We start from the raw sequence: 25,792 nt of genomic DNA, 5'->3' as shown, positions 1-25,792 counted from the left end.
TGTGCCCCGTTCCCCCACGGCATAGGTTCTGCCCCATGACAGCACCGCTCATCGACCCCTTCCAGCGCGCCATTTCCTACCTGCGTGTCTCCGTCACCGACCGCTGCGATTTCCGCTGCGTCTACTGCATGTCGGAGAACATGACCTTCCTGCCCAAGAAGGAACTCCTGACCCTGGAAGAGCTCGACCGCATGTGCTCGACCTTCGTGCGCCTCGGCGTGGAAAAGCTGCGCATCACCGGCGGCGAACCGCTGGTGCGCCGCGATATCATGACCTTCTTCCAGTCGATGACCCGCCACCTCGAAAGCGGCGATCTGCGCGAACTGACCCTCACCACCAACGGCTCCCAACTCGCCCGCTTCGCCGACGATCTCTACGCCGCGGGCGTCCGCCGGGTGAACATCTCCCTCGACACGCTCGACGAGAAAAAATTCGCCGACGTCACCCGCTGGGGCCGCCTGCCGCAGGTGCTCAAGGGCATCGACGCTGCCCAGAAGGCCGGCCTCCTGGTCAAGATCAACACCGTGGCGCTCAAGGGCTTCAACGAAGACGAGCTGTTCACCCTCGTCCAGTGGTGCGCCGAGCGCGACATGGACCTCACCTTCATCGAGGTCATGCCGATGGGCGATATCGGCAACGAGGACAGGCTCGACCAGTACTGGAAACTGACCGACCTCCGCGCCCGTCTGTCACAGGAATACACCCTCACCGACCTGGCCGAACGCACCGGCGGCCCCGCCCGCTACGTGCAATTGGAAGAAACCGGCCAGAAGATCGGCTTCATCACGCCGCTCACCCATAATTTCTGCGAAAGCTGCAACCGCGTCCGCCTCACCTGCACGGGTGAGCTCTACATGTGCCTCGGCCAGGAAGACATGGCCGACCTGCGCGCGCCGCTCCGCAACAACCCCGCCGACGATGCGCCCCTCGAACAGGCCATCCGCGACGCCATCGCGCATAAGCCCAAGGGCCACGATTTCGACTATTCGCGCCAGGCCGTCGACGGCCAGATGTCCCGCCACATGAGCCACACCGGCGGGTGATGCAGGGCGCGCCCCTGCCCATCTGGCTGTACCGCGCCGCGGCCAACATCGTGGCCCCGCTGGCCTACCGCCGCGTCGCCGCCAAGCTCGACGCCCAGGGCATCTCCCCCACCCGCCAGAAGGAACGGATGGGCCGCGCCACCGCCGCGCGCCCCAAGGGCCGCCTCGTCTGGTTCCACGCAGCCTCCGTCGGCGAAAGCCTTTCTGTCCTGCGCCTCATCGAACACCTCGGCCAGGCCCTCCCCGACACCTCCTTCCTGCTCACCTCCGGCACCGCCACCTCGGCCCAGGTCGTGGCCAAGCGCCTGCCGCCCCGCACCCAGCACCAGTTCGCCCCCCTCGACGCCTCCCGCCCGCTCCGCCGGTTCCTCAGCAACTGGCACCCCGACGCGGCGGTCTTCGTCGAAAGCGAGCTCTGGCCCCAGATGCTCACCCGCACCCATGACAGGGGCATCCCGCTCGCCCTCATCAACGCCCGCATCTCCGAGGGCTCGGCCCGCAACTGGAAGCGCTTCCCGGAAACGGCGCGCTACCTGATGAACCATTTCCGAATGATCCACTGCCAGGATCAGCGCACGGCCGACCACCTCCACGATCTCGGCCTGACCCAGGCCGAAGCCGGCCAGAACCTGAAATCCCTCGCCGGCCCCGCCCCCTACGACGCCGCCGCCCTCGCCGGGCTGCAAGAGACGATCGCCAACCGCCCCCTCTGGCTCGCCAGCTCCACCCATCCCGGCGAAGACGAGGTCATGCTCGCCGCCCACAAATCCGTCCTGCAAGACAACCCCGACGCCCTGCTGATCCTCGTCCCCCGCCACCCCGAGCGCGCCGACACCATCGCGAAACAGATCACCGACGCCGGCCTCACACCGGCCCGGCGCAGCAAAGGCGACCCTCTCACCGCCACGACCCAGGTCTACCTCGCCGACACGCTGGGCGAGACCGGCCTCTGGTACGCCCTCTCGCCCCTCACCTGCCTCTGCGGCTCCTTCACGCCGGTGGGCGGCCACAATCCCTTCGAGCCTGCCCATGCGGGCTCCGCCATCCTCCACGGGCCGCTCTACGCCAATTTCGCCAAAACCTACCCCGAGCTCGACGCCGCCGGCGCGGGCATCGAAGTCGACGACGCCAAGGCCCTTGCCACCGAACTCGACAAACTCCTCAAGAGTCCCGACCGCCTCGACACCCTCCGTGACAACGCCCGCCGCTTCGCCGCCGCCCAGGACGACGTGCTCGACGCCTTCGCCGACACCCTTTGCAAGGCCCTCGCCATGCGCTAGGCAGGCGCCACCCCAACCAAGGCACCTCCCTTGCCCGAGCTCATCGTCACCAACTTCAACCCCAACTTCACCGGCGTCTCCGCCACCGCCGCCGGCGTCATCCGCCAGCAGGCCTCTCGGTTCGACATGGTCCTCGCCGGCCACCCCCTGCCGGGCTGCCCGACGCCTGTCACGCGCCGCGACGCCCTCCGCCTCTCCCGCACCAAACCCGAAAACCGCCCCTTCACCATCTGGCACGTCCGCCGAAACCCGGAAATGCGCGCCGCCCTGTGGGCCCGCGACGTGCTCCGCCTGCCGGTGAAAATCGTCTTCACCTCCGCCGCCATCCGCCGCCACTCGGCCTTCCCCCGCTGGCTCATCTCGCGCATGGACGCGGTGATCGCCACCACCGAAAAAGCCGCCGGTTTCGTCCCCCATGTCCGCGCCACCGTCACCCACGGCGTCGACACCGCCCGCTTCACGCCGGCCACAGATCGCGCCGCCGCCTGGGCCGCCACCGGCCACCCTGGCACGTCAGGTATCGCCACCATCGGCCGCATCCGCCCCGAAAAGGGCACCGACCGCTTCGTCGACGCCATGATAAAGCTGCTGCCGAACCACCCCGGCCTCACTGCCCTCGTCATCGGCCGCGCCGCCAAATCCGACGCCGCCTTCCTCGCCGGCCTCGAACAGCGCATCGCCGCCGCCGGCCTCACGGGCCGCATCCTCTTCCCCGGCGAACTCCCCCCCGATGACCTGCCCCCGCTCATGCGCGCCCTCTCGGCGGTCGTCCAACTCCCCCGCTACGAAGGCTACGGCATGGCGCCGCTGGAAGGCATGGCCTCCGGCACCCCCTTCGTCGCCACCGACCAAGGCTACTACCGCAGCTTCTCCGGCCAGGGCACCTGCGGCCTCATCACCGAGCCCGAGACCGCCGCCCAAACCCTCGCCACCCTCCTCTCCGATCCCGCGCGCCTCGAAGCAATGTCCACCGCCGCCCGCGCCGCAGCCCAAACCCATTACAGCATCGAGCAGGAAGCCACCGCCATCGCCGCCGTCTACGACCGGCTCTGGTCCGAGGGCTAACCCCCTCTTCTTCTGGCCGAAAACATCCCGGAGACCGCCATCGTGCACCATTCGTCCGGGCCCAACGGCGGCGGGGCCGCCCCCCACGCCTACCGTTAGGCCGCCCCCCACGCCTACCGTTAACGCCAAAGCACCATTCGCAGGTCAGCACGCCGCCCCAGCTTCTTCTTGGTAAAAATATCCCGGGGGCGTGGGGGCTGGCCCCCACTCCTACACCCGTATCACAAAGGCATCCGCTGCTCGGCCACCCCGGCCCACCAACTGCACCCTGCCGGGATCGCCTCGTCGTTGAAATTGTACTCCGGGTGATGCACCGCCGCCGTGTCGCCGTTGCCCACAAGGATATACGCCCCCGGCCGCGCCTCCAGCATGAAGGCGAAATCCTCGCCCCCCATCACCAGCGGCGCGTCATCGCATTGCCCGCTGACCGATCGCGCCACCTGCGCCGCAAACTCGGTCTGGTCGGGATGGTTCACCATCACCGGGTAGTTCCGCTCGTAGTTGAGCGTGATCTTGCCCCCGAAAGCCGGCCCGATACTGTCGCACAGCGCCTGCAACCGTTCCTCGGCCAAATCCCGCATCTCGCCGCTCAGCGTCCGCACCGTCCCGATCATCTTCACCGACGAGGGGATCACGTTGAACGTATGCGACGAGGTCTCCATCGACGTAACCGACACCACCAGCTGCTCGGTCGGGTCGGCGTTCCGGCTGGCAATCGACTGAATCGCCGTCAGCAGATGCGCCGCCATCACCGAGGGGTCCACCGTCTCATGCGGCTTGGCGGCATGTCCGCCCTTGCCCTCGACCAGGATCTCGATCTTGTCGGTCGCGGCAAAGAACGCGCCCGGCCGGATCGCGAACTGCCCCATCGGCACCCCGGGCCAGTTATGCATCCCGTAGACCTCCTGGATGCCGAACCGCTCCATCATCCCGTCGTCGCACATCTCCTTGCCGCCGCCGCCGCCTTCCTCGGCGGGCTGAAAGATCACCGCGACCGTGCCATTGAAATTCCGCGTCTCCGCAAGGTAGCGCGCCGCGCCAAGCAGCATCGCCGTATGCCCGTCATGCCCGCAGGCATGCATCGCCCCGGGCGTCTTCGAGGCATACTCGACCCCCGTCTGCTCATGAATGGGCAGCGCATCCATGTCGGCCCGCAGCCCGATCACCTTGCCGCTGTCGGCCTTCTGCCCCTTGATGATCCCGACAACGCCCGTGCGCCCCAACCCGGTGACGACCTCGTCACAGCCGAACGCCTCTAGCTTCTCGGCCACCAACGCACTCGTCCGGTGCGTCTCGAACAGGATCTCCGGGTGTTCGTGCATATCCCGCCGCCAGGCGGTGATCTCGTCATGCATCTCTGCAAACCGGTTCTTCACGGGCATCTCTTTCGCTCCTTTTTCCTCAATAGCCGCTGTCGGACACCAGCACGACATGCCCCGGCTCCACCTCTTCGTAAACAGACGGGCCCGGTTCGTATCCCACATCGTGAATGGGCGACGGGATCGGCTTGAACTTCAAGTCATCTTCCTTGTGGCGCCTCGCCGGGTCCGCCACCGGCACCGCCTTCAGCAGCGCCTTGGTATAGGGGTGCTGCGGGTTCTCGAACACCTTCGCCCGCGGCCCGCGCTCCACGATCCGGCCCAGGTACATCACGCCCACGTCGTGGCTCACCCGCTCCACCACCGCCATGTCATGACTGATGAACAGGAATGACACGCCCAGCTCGGCCTGCAGCTCCATCATCAGGTTCAGCACCTGCGCCTGCACGCTGACATCCAGCGCGCTCACCGCCTCGTCCGCCACGATCAGCTTGGGGTTCAGCGCCAGCGCCCGCGCAATCGCCACCCGCTGCCGCTGCCCGCCCGACAACTCATGCGGATAGCGCCGCAGGAAACTGCGCGGCAGCTCCACCCGGTCGAACAGCATCGCCACCCGGTCATCCCGCTCCGACCCGCTGCCGATCCCGAAATTTCTCATGGGTTCCGCCACTTGATCGGCCAACTTCATCTGCGGGTTGAGGCTCGCGAACGGGTCCTGGAACACCATCTGCATGTCCTGCCGCGCCTTGCGCAACGCGCCATCCCCCAGCGCCATGATATCCGTGCCATCCAGCGTGATCTCGCCCCGCAAAGGCTCGATCAGCCGCAGGATCGACCGCCCGGCGGTCGACTTCCCGCAGCCCGACTCTCCCACCAGAGACAGCGTCCTGCCCCGGCCCAGCTCGAACGACAGATCCTCCACCGCATGCACATTGGCCACCGTCCGCCGCAGCAGCCCGCCGCGCACCGCAAACCGCGTCACCAGCCCCTTCACGGATAACAGCGTCTCGTCGCTCCCGACGATCGGCGCGATCTCCTGATCCTCGACCCCGAAAAGCTTCATCGGCTCCGGCGCCGCCTTCCCCCGCATCTCGCCCAAACGCGGCACGGCGGCCAACAACGCCTTCGTATACTCATGCTGCGGGTTGGCGAAGATCTCCTCCACCGGCCCGTCCTCGACCTTCCGCCCCCGGAACATCACCACCACCCGGTCGGCCATCTGCGCCACCACGGCCATATCGTGCGTGATGAACATCACCGCCGTGCCGGTCTCCCGCTTCAGCCGGTTCATCAGGGCTAGGATCTCGGCCTGAATGGTCACATCCAGCGCGGTCGTCGGCTCATCCGCGATCAGCAGCTTCGGCTGACAGGCCAGCGCCATCGCAATCACCACCCGCTGCCGCATCCCGCCCGACAGCTCGTGCGGATACTGCGTCAGCCGCCTTTCCGGCTCCGGTATCCGAACCTCCCGCAACAGCTCCAGCGCCCGCGCCCTCGCCGCCTTCCGGTCCATGTTCTTGTGCAGCCGCAACCCCTCGGTCAGCTGCCGCCCGATGGTGAAGACCGGGTTCAGCGCCGTCATCGGCTCCTGGAAGATCATCCCGATCTGGTTGCCCCGGATCGTCCGCATCAGGTTCTGCGGCGTCTTGGCAAGGTCGATCTCGTGCCCCTCGCCCTCGTCGAAGATCAGCCGGCCCCCGGCAATCTCGCCACCCCCGAACTCCACCAGCCGCATCAGCGACAGCGACGACACCGACTTGCCCGACCCGGATTCGCCGACAATACAAACCGTCTCCCCGGGGAACACCTCGAACGACACGTCCTCGACACCGGTGACCGGTCCATCACGCGTCTGGAAGTCCACCCGCAAGTTCTCGATGCGGGCGACGGGGTGGCCGACAGGGCGGTCGAGCATGGGGTCTCCTGTTCGGAAGCGTTGGAAATGAAGCTAGTGGGGGTTCCGCACAAGGTCAAACACGGAGCGATAGAGGCTGGCGCCATAAGCGAAATACCCGGTACGTTGCCATTGCGGCCGCACCGGCGGCGGCCCTGGAAGATTTGCGGAAGGACGGCCTTCCACCAGGATGAGACACGGGGAGATGTCATGGACAACCGGCTTTCCATGCTGAAGGAAACCTTACGCGTCCTGGCAAGCCCGGTCGATACTCAGGTCGCCTATCTCGATGACATCGATCCCGAACAATGCGGCGTCGGTCCTGGCGAACTCGCACTCGAATTCGATGACATGTACAGGGCGATCGAAGCCATCAAACCGGATCACGCCGCCCTGTTCGACGAGCTTCGAAAACTCGACGACTTGTTCGGGATCATGAGCGCCACCACAAACGCGCATATTTGGACATTCGGTGCGCTTCGGCACTCGGAAGACTGGCAAAGTGTTCGAATGCTCGCAAAAAACTGTCTTGCCCGGATGCCGCAATACTGACGACAGGGTGGTCTGAACAACGCCCTCTCGGGCGGCCAACCGCCATGTCCCTGCCCGTCGCCACATTGGGCCCACCCGCAACGCCCCGTTTTCTTCGAAGAAAACGGCCCGGAAAATTCCAATTTTCCGTCCCCGGAATTTTCGAAAATTCCGGCACCCGCCCCTACCGCGGCACCAGCATCGTCACTCCCACGGCCGCCGCCCTCGCCAACGCCGGGTCAAGCGACATCGGAATATACTCCCCCCGCCGCCAAAGCTGCGAAAGGTCGTCGTAATGCCGGCTCAGGAAATGCCCCGACTGGCCGGTGGAAATGATGAACACGCTGCTGTCGGGGTCGGCGAAATCATACACCCCCCGGAACGCCGCGCCATGCACGTTCTGGAACGGGTCCGGCCCCTCGCCGCTCGTCCGCCCGCGCAACAGGGTGTTGTCCCCGCCCGAGGTCGATTGCCGGATATTCACGAAATACCGCAGCAACGGCACATCGCCCAGGACCTGGTGGTCATGGGTCGCCTGGTGCGCATCCCCCCAGCGCAGGCTTTCCAGCGCGGTGCCGTAGTTGTCGTCGATCCACACCAGCGCATCGTCCAGCGCCAGCCGCGCGATGTCGGTGCAAGTCTCCTCCTGGGTCGACTGCTTGATGTCGCACCATTCCGACGCCCCGTCGATATCGCGATACACCCGCTCGATGAACACCGGGTCGGGATGCGTGAACTCGGTCGCCAGCGGCCCCAGCTCGTCCTGGATCAGCCGGGTCATCAGCGCCCGCAGCCAGGCGGCATAGATCAACGGCTCCGGCAGATGCTCGTTCATCTCGCCGTTCCAGTTCGACAGCAGGTCCAGCGCCCGCTGCCGCTGCCGCTCGGGCGTGCCGTCCGGCGCGGCCTCGCCGGTGAACCACAGGTCCCGCCCGATCAGCGGCAACAGCGACCGCGCGGTGAAACTCACCGTATCCAGCTGCGCCTCGATGAAACTGTCGCGCGTATGCACCTCGCGCGACTGCATCAGCCGCTGCCAGCGGTGGATCCGCTGCGTGTCCCCCCATTTGAAGCTCACATGCGACGGGAACGGCCGGTCGACCGTCTTGTTGTTGGTGTTGCCCAGCACCCCGCCGATCGGCGCCACGAACTCGGGGTTCGCCGAATAGGGCGTCATCGCCGGCCAGCGGTTCGCCTCCACCCAGCCGCGCGACGGCATCCGCCCCTTGGTCTCGTGCCCGGCATTGCGCCGCGGCATCGCCCCGATCATCTTCATGGCTATGGTTTCGTCATCGGCCAGCATCAGGTTCTGCGACGGCGCGACGTAGAACCTGCCCGCCTCCAGCGCCTCGTCGACATTCTGCGACTGCATCAGCCGCATCGCGGCGGTCATCGTCGTGTCCGCCCCCGACAGCGCCGTCCACGCGACCGAGGCCACATGCCCCGGCGGGGTCACCTCGGCCAGGTCGTAATGGGTGCCGGGCATGACCGGGCCGTTATCCGTCCACCTCAGCGTCAGGGTGATCGGGTCCATGTCCTTGATCTCGATGATCGTGCTCTCGGTGCGGAAATCCTTGTAGCCGTCGGGCGTCAGGTATTCGCCCGGGTTGTCGGGGTTCAGCCGCTCGATATAGACGTCCTGATCGTCCATGTAGGATGACGTGACCCCCCAGCCCAGCTTCTCGCTCCGGCCCGTCATCACCACCGGCACGCCGGGGATCGTCCCGCCGATCACGCCGCCGGTCGACAGCTCGATCCGCGCCAGGTACCAGATCGCCGGCGCCGTCAGTTCCAGATGCGGGTCATTGGCCAGAAGCGTGCCGCCCGCGGCCGAGCGCGACGGCGCGGCGGCCCAGGCGTTCGACGCCCCCGCAAAGGCCCGGTCATGGAACGGCGACAGCGGATTGGCGGTGATATCCGATTTCGCATAGCGCGGCGCGTGGTCCTTCAGCTCCGGGAACAGCGAGGCATAATCCGGCAGCGCCGCGATCCCGCTGCCCGGCGCCAGCGGCATGATATCCTCCATCAGACCGTCATCCCCCAGCGCCATCGAGGTCCGCGCAAAAAGCACCTCCTCCTGCAGATGCGCCGACAGCTGCACCGACAGAAGCTTCACGATGGCGATCGAATCGGCGGGCTGCCACGGCGAAATCGGGAAATCGAACAGGAACATCTCCGGCGCCCCGCGCCCCCGCGCCTCCTCGTTGATCTCGTTCAGCCGCGCGTTGACCCCCCGCGAATAGGCCCTGAGCGCCTCCTGCGTCCACGCATCCTGCACCGAAACCGAATCCCGCGCCTGCCCGTACAGGTCGAACCGCCGCAGCACCTTGTCGATCTCGACGGTCTGCGTGCCGAACACCTCCGACAGCCGCCCCTGCACCGTGCGCCGCAGCATCACCATCTGCCACAGCCGGTCCTGCGCATGGGCATAGCCCAGCCCGAAGAACGTATCGAGGTCGGTGCCCCCGAACACATGCGGCACGTTGGAATGGTCGCGCACGATCTCGACCTTGCTGGACAGCCCGTTCACCGCCAGCGTCTTGTCATACTCCGGCAATGACCGGGACAGCAGGAAATAGACGACCGTGACACCCAGCACGGCCAGCACCACCATCGCCCCGGCAATCCGAAAAAGCCATTTGAAGACCTGCGCCATGCCGCCCGGTTTCTCCTTGCATCTCGGGCCGGGATAGTCAGAAATTCGGGGCGAGACAATGGGAGGTGAAGAGACGATGACAAAACTGGCATTCCTGGGCCTTGGCGTGATGGGCTACCCGATGGCGGGGCATCTGCAGGCGGCGGGCCACGAGGTCTGTGTCTACAACCGCACCACCGCGAAAGCCGAGAAATGGGTGGATCAGCACGGCGGCACCCACGCCCCCACCCCTCGCGAGGCCGCCGACGGCGCCGATTTCGTCATGTCCTGCGTGGGCAACGATGACGACCTGCGCAGCGTCTGCCTGGGCGACGACGGCGCCTTTGCCGGCATGAAGACGGGTGCCACCTTCGTCGACCACACCACCGTGTCGGCCAAGGTCACCGAGGAACTCTACGCCGCCGCGAAAGAGGCGGGTCTCGGCTATGTCGACGCCCCCATCTCCGGCGGCCAGGCGGGCGCCGAGAACGGCCAGCTCTCGATCATGTGCGGCGGCGACGAAGACATCTATGCCGCCGCCGAGCCGGTCATGAACACCTACGCCAAGCTCTGCCGCCGAATCGGCGGCTCGGGCGCCGGGCAGATGACCAAGATGGCCAACCAGATCGCCATCGCCGGCCTCGTGCAGGGCCTCTCCGAAGCCCTCCATTTCGCCGAGAAGGCCGGCCTCGACGGCCGCTCCGTGGTCGAGGTGATCAGCCAGGGCGCCGCCGGCTCCTGGCAGATGGCCAACCGCTACGAGACCATGCTCGACGACAAGTTCGACCACGGCTTCGCGGTCGACTGGATGCGCAAGGATCTCGGCATCTGCCTCGACACCGCCAATGAAAACGGCGCATCCCTGCCCGTCACGGCGCTGGTCGACCAGTATTACAAGGACGTCCAGAAGATGGGCGGCGGCCGCTGGGACACCTCGAGCCTCTTCAAGCGGCTCCGCAAGCTGGGGTAAAAGCCGGGCCGCGCCCAACCGCAGGTGGGCGCGGCCCGCCCCGCTTCCAGCCGCGGCCTGGGTCGCTGCGTGGGCGCTCCGTCAATCTGCGCCGCTCAGCCCCACAGCCCCCTCACCCCTCACTTGCAGATCGGCAGCACATAGGGCGCCATTTCCGGCAAGGACTCCCGCCAATCGTCGATGATCGGCTGCAACTGGCTCTTGGGCCAGAACTTCGGCTTGCCAATCGCCTTCAGGCACTCCGCGTTCCAGTAAACACCCGCCTTCGACAGCGACGTCCCCGCCGTCACCGCATTCGCCACGGCGTCGATATCCCGCGACTCCGGATAGACATACAGCGTCGTCGGCTTCCCGTCCGCCAGCGGCAGAACCTCCTCGGTCTCGGATGGTGACCATGTCGTGCAGCCATTGCTCCGCCCGCCGGTATAGTTCACCAGCGTGCCGAAGGGCACATAGCCCTCCTCGTCGGCATGGGGGCTGTCCTCTTTCGTGAACCGGCATTGCCACTTCAGGAACCGCGCCTCGTGCCCGCCGATCTCCCGCTCTCGCGCATTCTCGGTCTCGCCCTCGCCGTCGTATTGCAGGAACGACCGATAGAACGGCGTCTTCTTGCCCCCCTGCTCGTAATAACCCTTGAACGAGGTCTTCGTCTCCGCCGTCACATAGGGCCCGCCCATGGTCAGCTTCGACCCTTCCGCATTGCTGAAATTCTGCGCGCATTGCCGCCCGTTCGAGAAATCCGCCTTCTTCAGGTTCCGCCCGTTGCCATAGCCCGACGACACCGCCTGAAACGACTTCTCTTCCTCGCAGATCACGTAGAAGCGCGGCGTCGCCACACCGTTCGTCCCGCTTGGCCGGGTCACATCCTTGGCGAAATAGCAGGGGTTGCTGATCTCACCCGCCTTGACCTTCTGCTGGTAAAGCGCCCGGGCCCGTTCCAGCACCACCGGGGCAATCTGGCCATATCCTGTCCCGACATGCTTTTGCAGCCAGCCCGGGATATCCGCGCTGTCCGCCGCGTTGGCAGGCACCGAGGCCGTCATCGCGGCGGCCATCGTGGCGACAAAGAAGAGGCGAGGCAATTTCATCGGCAAACGGCAATCCTCCTGTCAGAGCGTCCTTGCTCCGAGCGTGGGCCCGCCGCGAAAAACAGTCAACAGCCAAGACGGTTCGCCGCGTACCAACCGCGCGCGCCGAAAAGGCCAGACCGCGCCTTAACCTTCCGCCCGCATCCCATCGGCCATTCCCCCGCACCGATGGCATACCGACAAAATACCGACGTTATACCGACGTTGGATTTCCGGCCATTTCAGCCGTTTACCGAAATTAATTCATCCGGGCCGCGCAACACCTTTGGGGCCCTGTCCGGCCGGAAATTAACCTGGTTTTAAAGCCCCAGCTTGTCGCGCATGAAGGCCAGCGCCACCGACAGCCCATCGGGCGCGATCCCGTGCGCCGTGCCCTTCATCACATGGGCATAGACGTCCTTCCACCCCGCCGCCTGAAGCGCCTCGGCGGCCTCGGGAAGCGATTGCGGCGGCACCACGTCATCCTGGTCCCCATGCACCAGAAGCACCGGCGGCCGGCTCACCACCTCGTCCTTCAACAGGTCCGGCGACAACAGCCGCCCCGAAAAGGCCACCACGCCCGCCACCGAATCCTCGCGCCGCGGCGCAACATGCAGTGCCATCATCGTCCCTTGGGAAAACCCAAACAAAACAACCTGTTCCGGCAGAACATCCTCGTCCACCATCAGCGCATCGAGAAAGGCGTTCAGATCCTCCGCCGCGGCCATAAGCCCGCGCTCGGCCTCTTCCTCGGACGAGCCGTCGATCCACGGGATCGGGAACCATTGCAGCCCCGTCGGCATCATCGGGATCACTTCCGGCGCATCCGGCGCCACGAACAGCGTATCGGGCAGATGCTCGCCCAGCACGTCGGCCAGCCCCAGCAGATCCGCCCCGTTCGCACCATAGCCGTGCAGGAACACCACGATCGACCGTGTCTCACCGGATTGCGGCTCCGTCCGGCCCGCTTTCAGAACGCGCGTCATCTGATCCCTTCCCTTTGTTTGTCCACCCGGTAGTAGGCCCACAAAAGCCGCGCCGCAACCGATCTCCACGGGCTCCACGCCTCGGCCATCGCCCTCAACTCCCGGTCCTTCGGCCGCTCCGGCAGATCGTAAAGCACCCGCGCCGCCTCCTGCAGGGCCAGGTCACCGGGCGCGAACACGTCCGCCCGGCCAAGGCTGAACATCGCGTAGATCTCCGCTGTCCACACGCCGATGCCCGGCACCTCGGTCAGCGTCGCCACGACCTCCGCATCAGGTTTGCCCCGCAACCCCTTGAAATCTATCCGCGCCTCCGCCAGCGCCCTGGCATAGCGGATCTTCTGCCGGCTCAGCCCCACGGCCCGCAGATCGTCGTCGCTCGCCCACATGATCTTGCGCGGCCCGGTCAGCCCGGCAGCCTTCATCCGGCCCCAGATGGCCGCGGCCGACGCGATGCTCACCTGCTGGCTGACGATGGCGCTCAAAAGTTGGGCAAACCCGTCCGGCTTCCGCCTGAGCGGCAGCGGCCCCGTCAGCTGCCGCGCATGCGCCAGCCGCGGGCAGACGCGCTCGAGGTAATCCGCACCCTCCTCGACATCCGCCGACGTCTCGATGATCCGCCCGGTCACAGGCCCTCCACCCAGTCCAGCGCCTCCGCAACGCTCGCAACCTTAAGCGCATCGGGCTGCGGCGGCCGTACAATCATCGCCACGTCCAAGCCCAACTCCCGCGCCGCCACCAGCTTCGACATCGCCGCCGCCCCGCCCGCGTTCTTAACAACCAGCCAGTCGACACCGAGCTCTTGAAACAGATTTCGCTCCTCCTCCACCGAAAAAGGCGGACGCCCCACAAGAAACCTTCCGTTAACGAATGGAAATGGGCGGTCCGGCGGGTCGATCTGGCGACAGATCAGCTGCGCATGGCCCATGTTGGCAAACCGGTCCAGCGTCTGCCGCCCGGTCGCCAGGAATACAGTCGCACCCTCCGGCACCAGCGCTGCCACGTCCTCCTCGCGCTGAACCTGTGTCCACCGGTCCTTTGGCCCCGGGATCCATTCCGGTCTGAGGATTTGACAGTAAGGCACTGATTTTTCTTTGCAAATCCGCGCCGTGCGTTCCGATATCCGATGTGCATAGGGGTGCGTCGCATCCAGCACCGCCGTGATCCCCTCGGCCTCCAGGAACGCGGCAAACCCCTCCTCGCCCCCGAACCCGCCGATCCGGGTTGGCAACCCCGTCGGCTTCGGCGCCCGCGTCGCCCCGGCCAGCGACGCCACCGCCGGAATATCCCTTTCCACCAATGCCTTGGCCACCTGCTGCGCCTCGCCCGTGCCCGCCAGAAGCAACAGTTTCATACCCCGGCCCTCGCCAGTATCGCGCCTTGGCGATCGGTCACCACCGTATCGGCCCGAACCCCCTCCGGCAGCATCGCCCGCACTTGGTCCAAGGCCGTTTCCGCCACCCATTCAGCGTATTTTTCACCCGTATTTTCAAACACCTGAAGGGCCGTATTCATGTAAGCCACATCCTCATCCCCAAGCACCTCGGCCAGCTTTCGGAAATCCACCTGACTGCGCCCCGAATGCAAGTCCCGCGCCCCCTGCGCCAACTTGGTCATCTTGCCGATCCCGCCGCCTACGGTCACCCGCGGCACCGGATGTTTCGCCAGGTATTTCAACATGCCCCCGGCAAAATCCCCCATGTCCAGCATCGCATGATCCGGCAGGCCGTAGAGTGCCTGAACCGCCCTTTCACTGCTTGCACCCGTACAGCCCGCCACATGTTCCAGCCCCTGCGCACAGGCAACATCAATCCCCCGGTGAATCGAGGCGATCCAGGCGGCACAGGAATACGGCCGCACGATCCCCGTCGTCCCCAGGATCGACAAACCGCCCTTCACCCCCAGCCTCGGGTTCCACGTCTTCTGCGCCAAGGCCGCGCCCCCGGGGATCGACACCTCGATCCGGATATCCGGCGCCTTCCCGAACTCGGCCGCCACCTCGCCCACCGCGTCTTCCATCATCCGGCGCGGCACCGGGTTGATCGCCGGCTCCCCCGGCGGAATGGGCAGGCCCGGCATGGTCACGGTCCCAACCCCTTCTCCTGCGGCAAACACCACGCCCCCCTCAGACGCCGACACACGCGCCTTCACCAGCGCACCATGCGTCACGTCCGGGTCGTCGCCCGCATCCTTGACCACACCCGCCTCGCACCACCCATCGCCCTGATCCCAATGGGAAATCCCGAACTCCGGCTGCTCGCCCTTCGGCAGCGTGATGGTCACCCGGTCCGGCCGCTCCGCCCCCCACAACCCCAGCAACGCCGCCCTCGTCGCGGCGGTGGCACAGGCGCCCGTGGTCCAGCCGCGGCGCAGGGGTCTGTCGGGTTTGCGGGCCATCTCAGGGGCGGACTATAGGCATGCCGCAAATCGAGGCCAATCCGCAATTCACATGTCGCGACAGGCAGGGTCAGGCGTCGCTGCCGCCCTTTCCCGACGGGCAAAGTCGGGGCATACAAGGGTCATGACCGACTCGCTTGATCTTCCCAACGGCCCTTGGCCCACGCTCGAACCCGGCTGGGTCTGGCTTTGCGGCGCCGGCCCCGGCGACCCGGGGCTTTTGACGCTGCACGCGCTCAACGCCCTGCGGCAGGCCGACGTCGTGATCTACGACGCGCTGGTCGAGCCCCGCATCCTCGACTGGGCCCCGCTGGCCGAACATATCTACGCCGGCAAGCGCGGCGGCAAACCCTCCGCGGTACAGCGCGACATTTCCCTCCGGCTGGTCGACCTCGCGGCGGCGGGCAAGCGCGTCCTGCGCCTCAAGGGCGGCGACCCCTTCGTCTTCGGCCGCGGTGGGGAAGAGGCGCAAACCCTTGTGCAGCATGGCGTTCCCATCCGCATCATCCCCGGCATCAGCGCCGGAATCGGCGGGCTGGCCTATGCCGGCATCCCCGTCACCCACCGCGACGTGAACCAGTCGGTGACCTTCGTCACCGGCCACGACCAGTCGGGGCTGACACCCTCGTCCCTCAACTGGAAAGCCATCGCCCAGGGCAGCCAGGTCATCGTCATCTACATGGGCATGAAGCACGTCGAACAGATCACCGGAGCGCTGATCGACGCTGGCCGCCCGGCCAGCGAACCCTGCGCCGTGGTCTGTGCCGCCACCACGGGCGACCAGCAGGTGCTCGAAACCACGCTGGGCCGCATGGCCGAAGACATCGCCGCCAGCACGCTCGAGCCGCCCGCCATCCTCTGCGTCGGGCGCTCGGTTCTGATGCGGCAGGTGCTCGACTGGCAGGGCATGCTGGCGGGCGAACGCCCGCGCAACCTCGACCCGCTGGGCCGGGGGCGCCCCGCCGAGGCGTCTTGAAGGGTGGACGGGACTTGGGGGGCGCTGCCCCTGACGTTGAAATTCCCTTGGAATTTCAACGCCTCCCCCGGAGTATTTCCGGCAAGATGAAAGTCCTGGCGTGGGAAAGGGCCTGATCCTTGCGGCCCCCTCTTCCGGCGCGGGCAAGACGACCGTCACGCTGGCGCTGTTGCGGCTTCTGGCGCGCGAAGGGATGCCGGTGCGTGGGGCGAAATCCGGGCCGGATTACATCGATCCGAAGTTTCACGAGGCCGCCTGCGGCCAGGTCTGCGTGAACCTCGACGCCTGGGCGATGGGCCCCGAACGCCTGCGGGCGCTGGCGGCGGGCGATGGTCTGCTGCTGATCGAAGGGGCGATGGGCCTCTTCGACGGCGCGCCGCCGGACGGGCGCGGCGCCGTGGCCGATCTGGCGCGTGAACTGAACCTGCCGGTCGTGCTGGTGGTGGATGCGGGCCGAATGGCCGGATCGGTCGCGCCGCTGGTGGCAGGCTTTGCCGCGTTCGACCCGGCCGTGCGGGTGGCCGGCGTGATCCTGAACCGCGTGGGCAGCGCCCGGCACGAGGCGATGCTGCGCCGGGCCCTCGCACCGCTGGGCCTGCCCATTCTGGCAGCGCTGCGGCGGGATACAGACCTCACCCAGCCGTCGCGGCACCTCGGTCTCGTCCAGGCAGAGGAGCGCCCCGACCTCGAGGCGTTTCTCGACCGGGCGGCCGACGCGCTGGCGGATACGCTCGACCGGGCGGGCTTGTGCGCTCTCGCGCGCCCACTGCCCGAGGCGCCCCCCTCTCCAAGGCTCGACCCGCCCGCCCAGGTGATCGCCCTGGCCCGCGACGAGGCTTTTGCCTTCTCCTACCCGCATATGCTGGCCGACTGGCGCGCCAGGGGGGCCGAGATTCGCCCCTTTTCACCACTGGCCGACGACCCTGTCCCCGAGGCCGGCTTCGTCTTTCTCCCGGGCGGATATCCGGAACTGCATGCCGGCCGCATCGCGTCGTCGGAACGCTTCCTTCAAAGCCTGAGGAGAGCGGCACAAACCACCGACATATATGGAGAATGCGGCGGCTACATGGTGCTCGGCGACGGGCTGGTCGATGCCGGTGGCACCCGCCACGCGATGGCCGGCCTGCTGAGCGTCGAGACCTCGTTCGAATCGCGGCGCCTCCACCTCGGGTATCGCCATCTCGCGCCCCTCGGCGGGCCCTTCACCGGGCCGCTCAGCGGCCACGAATTCCACTATGCCACGACCCTGCGGGAAGTCGGCGACCCGCTCTTTCGCGCCACCGATGCCGAGGGCACATGCCTGCCAGACATGGGCCTGCGCCGCGGCCGGGTCAGCGGCAGCTTCGCCCATGTCATCGACGCAGGTCCGACTGTGCGCTAGCACCCACTTGCGGCCCCCGGGGAACGGGGCTAGCAGAGCGGCATGACCGATGCCGTTCTGCCCCACTCCGATACCCGCGCCAAGCGCAACGTCGCCGTCCTTGTGCTGGCGCAGGCGGTGCTTGGTTCGCAGATGCCGATGATCTTCGTGGTCGGCGGGCTGGCCGGGCAGTCGCTGGCCAGCAATATCTGTTTCGCCACCCTGCCGATCTCGCTGATCGTGCTGGGTTCGATGCTGTCGGCCACGCCGCTCAGCTGGGCGATGCAGCGCTGGGGGCGGCGCGCGGGCTTCGTGATCGGCACCGCCGGCGGGGCCATCGGGGCCACGATCGGGGCTTACGGCCTCTACCTGGGCTCTTTCCCGGTCTACCTGCTGGGAAGCCTTTTCACCGGCATGTACATGTCGGCACAGGGCTTCTACCGCTTCGCCGCGGCCGACACGGCCAGCGACGAATTCCGCCCGCGGGCCATTTCCTACGTGCTGGCCGGCGGGTTGATCAGCGCGGTGATCGGGCCGCAGCTGGTCAAGATGACGGCCGAGGCGATGGTGATCCCGTTCCTCGGCACCTACCTCGCGGTGATCGGCGTGAACCTCGTGGGCGCCTTCCTGTTCCTCTTCCTCGACATTCCCAAACCGCCGGTGCCGGGGGATGACGCGCCGCGTGGGCGCTCGCGGATGGAGCTCCTGACCACCCCGCGCATCGCCGTGGCGGTGATCTGCGCCACCGTCTCCTATGCGCTGATGAACCTCGTGATGACCTCGACGCCGCTTGCGGTGGTGGGCTGCGGGTTCGAGACGAGCAACGCCGCCGACGTGGTCACCGGCCACGTGCTGGCGATGTTCGCGCCATCCTTCTTCACCGGCCACCTGATCGCGCGTTTCGGCACAGAAAAGATCATGGGGCTGGGGCTGTTCATCCTGGCCTGCGCCGGCGCCGTGGCGTTGCAGGGGGTCGAGCTGGAGAACTTCTTCCTCGCCCTCATCCTGCTGGGCCTCGGCTGGAATTTCGGCTTCATCGGGGCCACCACCATGCTCGCCGCCTCGCATGAACCGCATGAGCGCGGGCGGATGCAGGGGCTCAACGACCTGATCGTCTTCGGCGGCGTGACCATGGCCTCGCTGTCCTCGGGCGGGCTGATGAACTGCTCCGGCGGCACGCCCGAAGCCGGCTGGGCCTCGGTCAACCTCGCCATGATCCCCTGCCTGACGCTGGCCGGCGGGGCGCTGATCTGGCTCGTGCTGAGGCCGAAAGAGGCCTGAGGTGCGCCTGTTCGGGAAGAAGCCCCTGATCGGCGAGGATCTGCACGACTGGATCACCGAAAATTTCGACTGGGTCGAAAGCGAGCGGCCGTTCTGGTGGCAAATGGCCGAGCTCATCCGCCCGACGAAAGAATATTTTCACGCCCCGGGCGGGCATAATCACGAAACCGCCCTGCTGGTTTTCGAGGACATAAAGCGCCTGCTCGGAACCACGCAACCCATCGAGCTCGAGCCGCTGCCGGACCTGCCCGACGAGTTGCTGCATGAATATGGCCGGATGAGCGACACCGCCGGCCAGTACTGGGATGACGCCGAGACACCGCTGATCACCTACAATCCCAAGCTGATGCGCCGCCCGGTCGTGTTCATTAACACGCTCGCACACGAGCTGATCCATGCCCGTCTGTCCCCGGTGGTCGACGATCTGCCCGGGGGCGAACCCGCCCATGAACTGGCCACCGACCTCCACGCCATTATCGCCGGATTTGGCGTGATCCAGCTTGAAGCGGCCGAACAGGCCGGTTGGGCGGGGTATATGTCACAGGCATCTCGCGCCGTCGCGCTTGCCGAATTCATGCACCGCAAAGCCATCGCGCCCGAGGATGCCTTCGCATATCTTTCCAAACGGCCCGCAAGCTGGCTCCGCAAGGCCTTGGCCGCATACTGACCGCCTCCGCCCGCTATCAGCTTTTCGTGAAGCCGGGGAACTCGCCCGCCTGCGTCGCGTTGAAGGACAGGTGTATGCGCAACGCGCGGGGACAGAATGAAAATGCAACCAATTGAAGGTACCCGAAGTCATCTCGGGCGCATTTGCGTAATCATGAACGGGAAATCCGGCCGCCGCGATACGCAGGACATTCCTGCGCAGATCCGTAAGGCTTTGGAAACCAATGCGCCGGGCGCCGAGCTGCGCATTCTCGACAGCGGGTCGGAATTGCTTCCGGCAACGCGCAAGGCTGTCGAGGAAGGCTTCGACATGGTCGTCGCCGCCGGCGGCGACGGCACAGTGTCGGGCGTGGCCAGTGTCCTGCACGGCACCGGCGTGACCATGGGCATCCTGCCACTCGGCACGTTCAACTATTTCGCCCGGTCGCTCGACATTCCCACCGAAATACCGGCGGCGGTCGATCTGCTTTGCGAGGGCGCCGCCCGCCCCGTCCGCATCGCCCGGATCAACGAGCGCATCTTCCTCAACAACGCCAGCCTCGGCGCCTACCCCGCCATCCTCAAGACGCGCGAGGATGTCTATCGCCGCTGGGGCCGCCGCCGCATCGCCGCCTACTGGTCGGTCTTCCTGACGCTGGTCACCCTGCGCCGTCCGCTGCGCGTGCGCATCGAGGCGGGCGACCAAGTGCTCGAGCGCCGCACGCCCCTGATCTTCGCGGTCAACAACGCCTTTCAGCTGAACCAGGTTGGCCTGCAGGGCGAAGAGGAGATTGCCAAGGGGCGGCTCGCCCTCTTCATCGCCCCAGATACCAACCGCTGGGGGATGCTGCGCAACGCGCTGCTGCTGGCGCTGGGGCTGGCCGAGCGGGAAAAGGAATTCGACTTCGTCGCGGCCAAGCGCATCCAGATCGTCGACCACAAGAAAAAGCACGACATCGCCTGCGATGGCGAGCGCGACCGGATGGCGGCGCCTTACGACCTTCAGGTCATTGAAAACGAGCTGAACGTCATGGCCCCCGAGTCACGGCAAGGGGATATCCGTTGAGGCGCATCGCCCACCTGTCAGACCTGCATTTCGGGCGCGACCGGCCGGAACTGCTGGACCCGCTGGTCGAGGCGGTCAACGAGCTCGAGCCCGACCTCGCGGCCATTTCCGGCGACCTGACCCAGCGCGCCCGCCCCTCGCAGTTCCGCGCGGCACGGGATTTCATCGACCGGCTCGAAGCGCCGGTCTTGGCCGTCCCGGGCAATCATGACGTGCCGCTTCATAACCTGTTTCTGCGGTTCCTCTGGCCGTGGCGGCAGTACCGCAAGTGGATATCGCCCGACCTCGAGCCGGAATTCCACGACAGCGAGATGATCGTGCTTGGGGTCAATACCGTGAACCCCATGGCACACCAGAGCGGCTGGTTCACGCCCCGTGCCCTTGACAGGGTCCGCAACGCCTTTTGCAACACCCGCGGCCGCCGCGCCCGGATCGTCGTGGCCCATCACCCGCTCGAACACCTGCCGGGCGAGAAGAAGAAGCTGATGCGCGGCGCCGACGAGGCGATGGAGGAACTCGGACGCCTCAACACCGACATCGTCCTCTCCGGCCACCTGCACAGCTGGCGCGCCGATCCCTTTGCCGAGAAACCGGGGCGCAACGCGGTCCTGCAGGTCCATGCCGGCACCGGCCTGTCGACCCGCCTGCGCGGGCAGGACAACGATTTCAACCTGCTGGAGATCGACGACGGGCTGATCGACGTGACCCGTTATGCGGCCGCCGAGGGCGATGACAGTTTCGCCATGGCCCAGACCCGCCGCTTCGTCACCCGCGCAGAAGGCTGGACCGTGAAGAAGGGCGCCTGAGCCGCGGCTACCACATCCCCGTGGCCGCCCGCGCCATAAGCTCGAGCCGGCTGCGAAACGGCGCCGGGTCGAGCAGCCCGTCACCCACGCGCCCCGGGTCGTCCCGCGCCGCCTTCAGCACCGGCCCGACCTGCCACATCACCAGCAAGGCGGGCCGCGCCGGTTTCGGGATACTGCCGCGCGCCGACCGGGCACTGGCCAGGTGGTCGAGCCCCTCTTCCGCCAGCGACCGGATCGCCGCGTGTGTGCCTTCGACCAGCGGAATGCGCCCCGCCTTTTCCAGCGCCGGCACCGCCCGCAGCCAGTTGGCCAGCCCCAGCGCATAGCCCGCCTCCCGCACCGTATCCTCCGGCACCTCGGCCAGCGACCCGGCCGCCGCCAGCAACAGGTTGGACGACGTCTTGCCCAGGTATTCCCGGAAATGCGCCAGATCCTCGAAGGGCTCCCGGTAGACATCCCACCGCCGCGCGGCAACCAGCTGATCCAGCAGTTCCGCACCTTCGGCATCGACCGTCTCGCTCAGCGGGCTCGCCACCTCGTGCCGCCGCACCGGCCCGCCCGAGCGGATTTCCTCCAGCGCATCGCGCCACCATTGCAGGCGCATCTCGGCAATCATCGGCTCTTCCGTCACCCACGGCGCCCGCGACACCTCGAGGTTGAAGGCATAGACCGGAAACAGCTTTTCGCGCGCGGGCACAGGCGCCGCCATCACCGCGCGAAAGCGGTCAGGATCGCCCCGGCGCACCAGATCGGCACAGGCGATGACGTCTTCATGCATCGCGCAAGAGCTTCCACGCGATCGCGTCAAGCAGCGCCTCGAAAGACGCATCCACTATGTTCGGGCTCACCCCCACGGTCGACCAGCGGCGGCCAGAGCCATCCTCGCTGTCGATGATCACCCGTGTCACGGCCTCGGTGCCCCCTTGCGTGATCCGCACCTTGAAATCCACCAGCCGCATGTCGTCGATCGCCGACTGGTACTTGCCCAGGTCCTTGGCCAGCGCCTTGGCCAGCGCATTGACCGGCCCCCGGTCCGAGCCCAGCTCGTCCATCGATTCCGAGACCGACAGCTTCTTCTCGCCATCGATCTTCACCACGACAACCGCCTCGGACAGAGACACCATCTTGTCGTACTTGTTCTTCCGCCGCTCGACCGTGACCTTGTAGCGCTTGACCTCGAAGAAATCCGGCAGCCGCCCCAGCTCCCGCCGCGCCAGCAGCTCGAAACTCGCCTGCGCACTGTCGTAGGTATAGCCGCGATCCTCGCGCTCCTTGATCTCGTCGAGAATACGCGCCAGCGCCGGGTCGCCCGGCTCCACCTCCAGCCCCGCCTCGGCCAGCCTGCGGCGCAAGTTCGACTGTCCGGCCTGGTTCGACATCGGGATGACGCGGGCATTGCCCACGGCAGTCGGGTCGATATGCTCGTAGGTGCTGGGATCCTTCAGTATCGCCGAGGCATGCAGCCCCGCCTTGTGGGCAAAGGCCGAGGCGCCCACATAGGCCGCCTGTTTCATCGGCACCCGGTTGAGGATCTCGTCCAGCTGCCGGCTCGCCATGGTCAGCGTGGTCAGCGCCTCTTCCGTGATCCCGGTCTCGTAAAGCGAGGCATAGGGCTGCTTCAATAGCAGCGTCGGGATGAGCGAGGTCAGGTTCGCATTCCCGCACCGTTCCCCCAGCCCGTTCAGGGTGCCTTGGATCTGCCTTGCCCCCGCATCGACAGCGGCAAGGCTCCCCGCCACCGCGTTCTCGGTGTCGTTATGGGTGTGAATGCCCAGCCGCTCGCCGGGAATACCGGCCGCGATCACCGCGCTGGTGATGGTGAAAATCTCCGTGGGCAGCGTGCCGCCATTGGTGTCGCACAGCACGATCCACCGCGCCCCCGCATCCAACGCCGCTTTCAGCGTTTCCAACGCATAGTCGGGGTTCGACTTGTACCCGTCGAAAAAATGCTCCGCATCGAACAGCGCCTCGCGGCCCTGCTTGACGATATGCTCGATCGACCGGGCGATATTCTCGGTATTCTCTTCCAGCGTGACGCCAAGCGCGGTCTCGACATGGAAATCATGGGTCTTGCCGACAAGGCACACCGCCTTCGTACCCGCATTCAGCACAGCGGCGAGAATATCGTCATTCTCCGCACTCCGCCCGGCCCGCTTGGTCATGCCGAAGGCGGTCATCGTGGCCCGCGTCTCCGGCGCGGCGTCGAAAAACGCACTATCGGTCGGGTTCGCGCCCGGCCAGCCCCCCTCGATATAATCGAGCCCCAGCTTGTCGAGCGTTTCGGCAATGGCCTGCTTCTCGGGGGTGGAGAACTGCACCCCCTGCGTCTGCTGCCCGTCTCGCAGCGTCGTGTCATAGAGGTAGAGGCGCTCGCGGGTCATCGACAGACCTCCCCGCCCCGGCCCCCGAGCCGGGGCCTCGCGGTGGCGCAGAGGTCCCGGGTCAGGCCCGGGAAGCGACGGTGCGTCGTTGCCGGGTGGCTCATTTCAGGGCCTCCAGTTTGGCAGGGTCGAAGTTAGGGCCCAACTCCCACGAGGCGCCATCCTTGGTATCTTTCACCAGAACGCCTGCCTCCGCCAATGCATCCCGGAGAGCATCGGCGGTCGCAAAATCCTTCGTTGCCTTCGCTTCAGTCCGCATCTTCAGAGCGTGATCGATAAGCTCGCCGACTTCCGGCTCAATGTCTCCATCTGCCCAACTGCCAAGCTCAGGCGTCAGCAACCCCAACAACTCAGCCGATTGACGGAAGTCATGTGCATTGCCGGACTTGTAGAGCTCCCGCAGGATCGTGATAGCGCCATGGGTGTTAAGATCATCCGCCAGCGCCTTCACCACGTCCTGATGCGGCGATCCCATCGGCTCGATGCCAGCCGCAAAGGCTCTCCAACGACGAAGTTCCGCCTCTGCCTCCATGGCCTTTTCGTGTGTCCAATCCATCGGCTTCCGGTAATGCGTGCTCAGGAACACGAACCGGATCACCTCCCCCGGATAGCCCTTCTCCAGCAGGTCATGCACGGTAAAGAAATTGCCCAACGACTTGGACATCTTCTTGCCTTCCACCTGCAGCATCTCGTTATGCATCCAGACGCGGGCGAATTCCCCCTCCGGATGGGCACAGCAGGACTGGGCGATCTCGTTCTCGTGGTGCGGGAACATCAGGTCGTTGCCGCCCCCGTGGATATCAAAGCTGTCCCCCAGCAGTTCATAGGACATGGCCGAGCACTCGATATGCCAGCCCGGCCGACCGCGTCCCCAGGGGCTTTCCCACCCCGGCAGGTCGTCCGACGAGGGCTTCCACAGCACGAAATCCATCGGATTCCGCTTGTAGGGCGCCACTTCCACCCGGGCACCGGCGATCATGTCGTCGACCGACCGACCCGACAGGTTGCCGTACCGCTCTTTCCAGCTATCGACCGCGAAAAGCACATGCCCTTCGGCCTCGTAGGCATGACCCTTCTCGATCAATCCCTCGATCATCGCGATCATCTGCGGGATATACTGCGTCGCCCGCGGCATCGCCTTCTGATGATCCGGATCATCCTTGATCGACGGCTCCAGCGCCCCCAGCGCCCCCATGTCGTCAAGGAACCACTGCGTCGTCTGCGCCGTCAGCCGGGCGATCTCGGCATTGACGTCGCCGCCCTCGCCCACGTTCTCCTTCGCTCGCGCGTTGATCTTGTCATCCACGTCGGTGAAGTTGCGCACGTAGGTTACGTGGTCCGGCCCATAGACATGCCGCAAAAGCCGGTAAAGCACGTCGAACACCACGACGGGCCGCGCGTTGCCCAGATGGGCCCGGTCATAGACCGTCGGCCCGCAGACATACATGCGCACATTCTCCGGATTAAGCGGCGCGAACCGCTCCTTCTTCCGCGTCTTCGTGTTGTAGAGCGTGATCTCGGTCATAGGGCCCTCTTGCGCAGGCATGCGTTTCCCGCGGCGGGCTTATCAACTCGGTTTGGAAGATGGAATAGAAGACCGGCCCGCCTGACTATGTCAACGGGTAATGCAGCAAATGATGATGGGTGCGGTCGTCATGAGGGCGACCATATGAGGCCGCCCCCGGCCGGTCAAGCCATCTCATGCCCCGAAACCCGCCACCTCCCGCAGCGCACAGCGATTTCCGTCGGGGTCATGGAACTCCGCCGTGATGCCCCAGGGGCGCCGGCGCAGCTCGGCCCGCACGCCCCGGCGGGCCAGCTCCGCCACGGCCGCCTCGACATCGGCCACGTTGAAACGCAGCTTGGACGGGCAGTCTGCCGGAGGCTTGCCGCTAGCAGACGCCCGCCCGCCCGGCTCCACCATGAGATAGACGCCGCCCAGGTCGAAACAGGTCAGCCGCTCCTCCTCCGTGTCCTTCTCGAACAACACCTCCAACTGAAGCGCGTCCCGGTAGAAGCTCACACACGCGGCGTACTGCTCGGTGTTCAGTATGATGCCGAATTTCTCGATCTGCATGGGGAGCTCCTCATCG

23 protein-coding genes are annotated in these 25,792 nt (G+C 66.3%); 11 read left to right on the top strand and 12 right to left on the bottom strand.

What is annotated here, in order from left to right; all coding sequences use genetic code 11:
* Positions 1 to 35: 35 nt before the first annotated feature.
* The 3 genes from moaA to RIdsm_RS11530 are packed head-to-tail and all read left to right on the top strand — an operon-like array spanning position 36 to position 3,388.
* Positions 36 to 1,043, top strand: coding sequence for a GTP 3',8-cyclase MoaA (gene moaA, locus RIdsm_RS11540; protein ID WP_057816512.1), 1,008 nt, complete (start codon positions 36 to 38; stop codon positions 1,041 to 1,043).
* Positions 1,043 to 2,323 (top strand): 3-deoxy-D-manno-octulosonic acid transferase, encoded by a 1,281-nt coding sequence (locus tag RIdsm_RS11535; RefSeq protein ID WP_057816511.1) that lies wholly within the window; start codon positions 1,043 to 1,045, stop codon positions 2,321 to 2,323. Before moaA ends, RIdsm_RS11535 begins: the two co-directional genes overlap by 1 nt.
* A gap of 30 nt (positions 2,324 to 2,353) precedes the next feature.
* On the top strand, positions 2,354 to 3,388 hold the full coding sequence (locus RIdsm_RS11530; RefSeq protein ID WP_057816510.1) for a glycosyltransferase family 4 protein: 1,035 nt from the start codon (positions 2,354 to 2,356) through the stop codon (positions 3,386 to 3,388).
* Between the two features lie 221 nt (positions 3,389 to 3,609).
* Here the strand turns inward: RIdsm_RS11530 and RIdsm_RS11525 are convergent, their stop codons facing one another.
* Complete coding sequence (locus RIdsm_RS11525; RefSeq protein ID WP_057816509.1) at positions 3,610 to 4,770, bottom strand: M20 aminoacylase family protein; 1,161 nt, start codon at positions 4,768 to 4,770, stop codon at positions 3,610 to 3,612.
* Positions 4,771 to 4,789: 19 nt separating this feature from the next.
* The gene (locus RIdsm_RS11520) at positions 4,790 to 6,622 is read right to left on the bottom strand and encodes an ABC transporter ATP-binding protein (protein ID WP_057816508.1); all 1,833 of its coding nucleotides are present in this window, start codon (positions 6,620 to 6,622) and stop codon (positions 4,790 to 4,792) included.
* A gap of 189 nt (positions 6,623 to 6,811) precedes the next feature.
* On the opposite strand from RIdsm_RS11520, the gene RIdsm_RS11515 reads away from it, so the two are divergent.
* Entirely contained in the window at positions 6,812 to 7,153 is a 342-nt protein-coding gene (locus RIdsm_RS11515; RefSeq protein WP_057816507.1) for a hypothetical protein, read from the top strand.
* Between the two features lie 163 nt (positions 7,154 to 7,316).
* Here RIdsm_RS11515 and RIdsm_RS11510 read toward each other — a convergent pair whose 3' ends face one another.
* Positions 7,317 to 9,788 carry a penicillin acylase family protein gene (locus RIdsm_RS11510; RefSeq protein WP_057816506.1) on the bottom strand — a complete coding sequence of 824 codons (2,472 nt, stop codon included), beginning with the start codon at positions 9,786 to 9,788 and terminating at the stop codon, positions 7,317 to 7,319.
* 76 nt (positions 9,789 to 9,864) lie between these two features.
* On the opposite strand from RIdsm_RS11510, the gene RIdsm_RS11505 reads away from it, so the two are divergent.
* Complete coding sequence (locus RIdsm_RS11505; protein ID WP_057816505.1) at positions 9,865 to 10,737, top strand: NAD(P)-dependent oxidoreductase; 873 nt, start codon at positions 9,865 to 9,867, stop codon at positions 10,735 to 10,737.
* Between the two features lie 119 nt (positions 10,738 to 10,856).
* Here RIdsm_RS11505 and RIdsm_RS11500 read toward each other — a convergent pair whose 3' ends face one another.
* The 5 genes from RIdsm_RS11500 to RIdsm_RS11480 all read right to left on the bottom strand — a co-directional run bounded on the left by RIdsm_RS11500 (position 10,857) and on the right by RIdsm_RS11480 (position 15,184).
* A complete protein-coding gene (locus tag RIdsm_RS11500; protein ID WP_057816504.1) occupies positions 10,857 to 11,825 on the bottom strand; it encodes a murein L,D-transpeptidase catalytic domain family protein in 969 nt (322 codons plus the stop codon).
* Positions 11,826 to 12,124: 299 nt separating this feature from the next.
* Positions 12,125 to 12,790: an alpha/beta hydrolase gene (locus RIdsm_RS11495; RefSeq protein WP_057816503.1), complete on the bottom strand. Its 666-nt coding sequence runs from the start codon at positions 12,788 to 12,790 to the stop codon at positions 12,125 to 12,127.
* Entirely contained in the window at positions 12,787 to 13,416 is a 630-nt protein-coding gene (locus tag RIdsm_RS11490; RefSeq protein ID WP_057816502.1) for a DNA-3-methyladenine glycosylase family protein, read from the bottom strand. Before RIdsm_RS11490 ends, RIdsm_RS11495 begins: the two co-directional genes overlap by 4 nt.
* Positions 13,413 to 14,141 carry a cobalt-precorrin-6A reductase gene (locus tag RIdsm_RS11485; protein ID WP_057816501.1) on the bottom strand — a complete coding sequence of 243 codons (729 nt, stop codon included), beginning with the start codon at positions 14,139 to 14,141 and terminating at the stop codon, positions 13,413 to 13,415. The genes RIdsm_RS11490 and RIdsm_RS11485 overlap by 4 nt, the downstream gene beginning before the upstream one ends.
* Entirely contained in the window at positions 14,138 to 15,184 is a 1,047-nt protein-coding gene (locus RIdsm_RS11480; RefSeq protein WP_057816500.1) for a cobalt-precorrin-5B (C(1))-methyltransferase, read from the bottom strand. Before RIdsm_RS11480 ends, RIdsm_RS11485 begins: the two co-directional genes overlap by 4 nt.
* Positions 15,185 to 15,308: 124 nt before the next feature.
* On the opposite strand from RIdsm_RS11480, the gene cobA reads away from it, so the two are divergent.
* From cobA to RIdsm_RS11450, 6 genes are all read left to right on the top strand, one after another.
* The gene (cobA, locus tag RIdsm_RS11475) at positions 15,309 to 16,160 is read left to right on the top strand and encodes a uroporphyrinogen-III C-methyltransferase (RefSeq protein WP_057816499.1); all 852 of its coding nucleotides are present in this window, start codon (positions 15,309 to 15,311) and stop codon (positions 16,158 to 16,160) included.
* 100 nt (positions 16,161 to 16,260) lie between these two features.
* On the top strand, positions 16,261 to 17,541 hold the full coding sequence (locus RIdsm_RS11470) for a cobyrinic acid a,c-diamide synthase CobB (RefSeq protein ID WP_057816498.1): 1,281 nt from the start codon (positions 16,261 to 16,263) through the stop codon (positions 17,539 to 17,541).
* Between the two features lie 42 nt (positions 17,542 to 17,583).
* Positions 17,584 to 18,801 carry an MFS transporter gene (locus RIdsm_RS11465; RefSeq protein ID WP_057816497.1) on the top strand — a complete coding sequence of 406 codons (1,218 nt, stop codon included), beginning with the start codon at positions 17,584 to 17,586 and terminating at the stop codon, positions 18,799 to 18,801.
* 1 nt (position 18,802) lies between these two features.
* A complete protein-coding gene (locus tag RIdsm_RS11460) occupies positions 18,803 to 19,468 on the top strand; it encodes a hypothetical protein (protein ID WP_057816496.1) in 666 nt (221 codons plus the stop codon).
* 153 nt (positions 19,469 to 19,621) lie between these two features.
* On the top strand, positions 19,622 to 20,512 hold the full coding sequence (locus RIdsm_RS11455) for a diacylglycerol/lipid kinase family protein (protein WP_057816495.1): 891 nt from the start codon (positions 19,622 to 19,624) through the stop codon (positions 20,510 to 20,512).
* Entirely contained in the window at positions 20,509 to 21,318 is an 810-nt protein-coding gene (locus RIdsm_RS11450; RefSeq protein WP_057816494.1) for a metallophosphoesterase family protein, read from the top strand. The genes RIdsm_RS11455 and RIdsm_RS11450 overlap by 4 nt, the downstream gene beginning before the upstream one ends.
* A 7-nt stretch (positions 21,319 to 21,325) precedes the next feature.
* Here the strand turns inward: RIdsm_RS11450 and RIdsm_RS11445 are convergent, their stop codons facing one another.
* The 4 genes from RIdsm_RS11445 to RIdsm_RS11430 all read right to left on the bottom strand — a co-directional run bounded on the left by RIdsm_RS11445 (position 21,326) and on the right by RIdsm_RS11430 (position 25,776).
* A complete protein-coding gene (locus tag RIdsm_RS11445; RefSeq protein ID WP_057816493.1) occupies positions 21,326 to 22,096 on the bottom strand; it encodes a squalene/phytoene synthase family protein in 771 nt (256 codons plus the stop codon).
* Positions 22,089 to 23,699: a citramalate synthase gene (gene cimA, locus RIdsm_RS11440; protein ID WP_057816492.1), complete on the bottom strand. Its 1,611-nt coding sequence runs from the start codon at positions 23,697 to 23,699 to the stop codon at positions 22,089 to 22,091. The genes RIdsm_RS11445 and cimA overlap by 8 nt, the downstream gene beginning before the upstream one ends.
* Positions 23,700 to 23,799: 100 nt before the next feature.
* Positions 23,800 to 25,224 (bottom strand): cysteine--tRNA ligase, encoded by a 1,425-nt coding sequence (cysS, locus tag RIdsm_RS11435; protein ID WP_143100358.1) that lies wholly within the window; start codon positions 25,222 to 25,224, stop codon positions 23,800 to 23,802.
* Between the two features lie 174 nt (positions 25,225 to 25,398).
* Positions 25,399 to 25,776 (bottom strand): VOC family protein, encoded by a 378-nt coding sequence (locus RIdsm_RS11430; protein WP_057816490.1) that lies wholly within the window; start codon positions 25,774 to 25,776, stop codon positions 25,399 to 25,401.
* Positions 25,777 to 25,792: the final 16 nt, after the last annotated feature.

This window comes from Roseovarius indicus, from assembly GCF_008728195.1.
GTDB lineage: Bacteria > Pseudomonadota > Alphaproteobacteria > Rhodobacterales > Rhodobacteraceae > Roseovarius > Roseovarius indicus.
This window is presented reverse-complemented; position numbering and strand designations above follow the sequence as displayed.

Coding starts and splice junctions, on each gene's coding strand:
- moaA (WP_057816512.1), top strand. CDS start 36: ATGACAGCACCGCTCATCGACCCCTTCCAGCGCGCCATTTCCTACCTG.
- RIdsm_RS11535 (WP_057816511.1), top strand. CDS start 1,043: ATGCAGGGCGCGCCCCTGCCCATCTGGCTGTACCGCGCCGCGGCCAAC.
- RIdsm_RS11525 (WP_057816509.1), bottom strand. CDS start 4,770: ATGCCCGTGAAGAACCGGTTTGCAGAGATGCATGACGAGATCACCGCC.
- RIdsm_RS11520 (WP_057816508.1), bottom strand. CDS start 6,622: ATGCTCGACCGCCCTGTCGGCCACCCCGTCGCCCGCATCGAGAACTTG.
- RIdsm_RS11515 (WP_057816507.1), top strand. CDS start 6,812: ATGGACAACCGGCTTTCCATGCTGAAGGAAACCTTACGCGTCCTGGCA.
- RIdsm_RS11510 (WP_057816506.1), bottom strand. CDS start 9,788: ATGGCGCAGGTCTTCAAATGGCTTTTTCGGATTGCCGGGGCGATGGTG.
- RIdsm_RS11505 (WP_057816505.1), top strand. CDS start 9,865: ATGACAAAACTGGCATTCCTGGGCCTTGGCGTGATGGGCTACCCGATG.
- RIdsm_RS11500 (WP_057816504.1), bottom strand. CDS start 11,825: ATGAAATTGCCTCGCCTCTTCTTTGTCGCCACGATGGCCGCCGCGATG.
- RIdsm_RS11495 (WP_057816503.1), bottom strand. CDS start 12,790: ATGACGCGCGTTCTGAAAGCGGGCCGGACGGAGCCGCAATCCGGTGAG.
- RIdsm_RS11485 (WP_057816501.1), bottom strand. CDS start 14,141: ATGAAACTGTTGCTTCTGGCGGGCACGGGCGAGGCGCAGCAGGTGGCC.
- RIdsm_RS11480 (WP_057816500.1), bottom strand. CDS start 15,184: ATGGCCCGCAAACCCGACAGACCCCTGCGCCGCGGCTGGACCACGGGC.
- cobA (WP_057816499.1), top strand. CDS start 15,309: ATGACCGACTCGCTTGATCTTCCCAACGGCCCTTGGCCCACGCTCGAA.
- RIdsm_RS11465 (WP_057816497.1), top strand. CDS start 17,584: ATGACCGATGCCGTTCTGCCCCACTCCGATACCCGCGCCAAGCGCAAC.
- RIdsm_RS11455 (WP_057816495.1), top strand. CDS start 19,622: ATGAACGGGAAATCCGGCCGCCGCGATACGCAGGACATTCCTGCGCAG.
- RIdsm_RS11445 (WP_057816493.1), bottom strand. CDS start 22,096: ATGCATGAAGACGTCATCGCCTGTGCCGATCTGGTGCGCCGGGGCGAT.
- cimA (WP_057816492.1), bottom strand. CDS start 23,699: ATGACCCGCGAGCGCCTCTACCTCTATGACACGACGCTGCGAGACGGG.
- cysS (WP_143100358.1), bottom strand. CDS start 25,224: ATGACCGAGATCACGCTCTACAACACGAAGACGCGGAAGAAGGAGCGG.
- RIdsm_RS11430 (WP_057816490.1), bottom strand. CDS start 25,776: ATGCAGATCGAGAAATTCGGCATCATACTGAACACCGAGCAGTACGCC.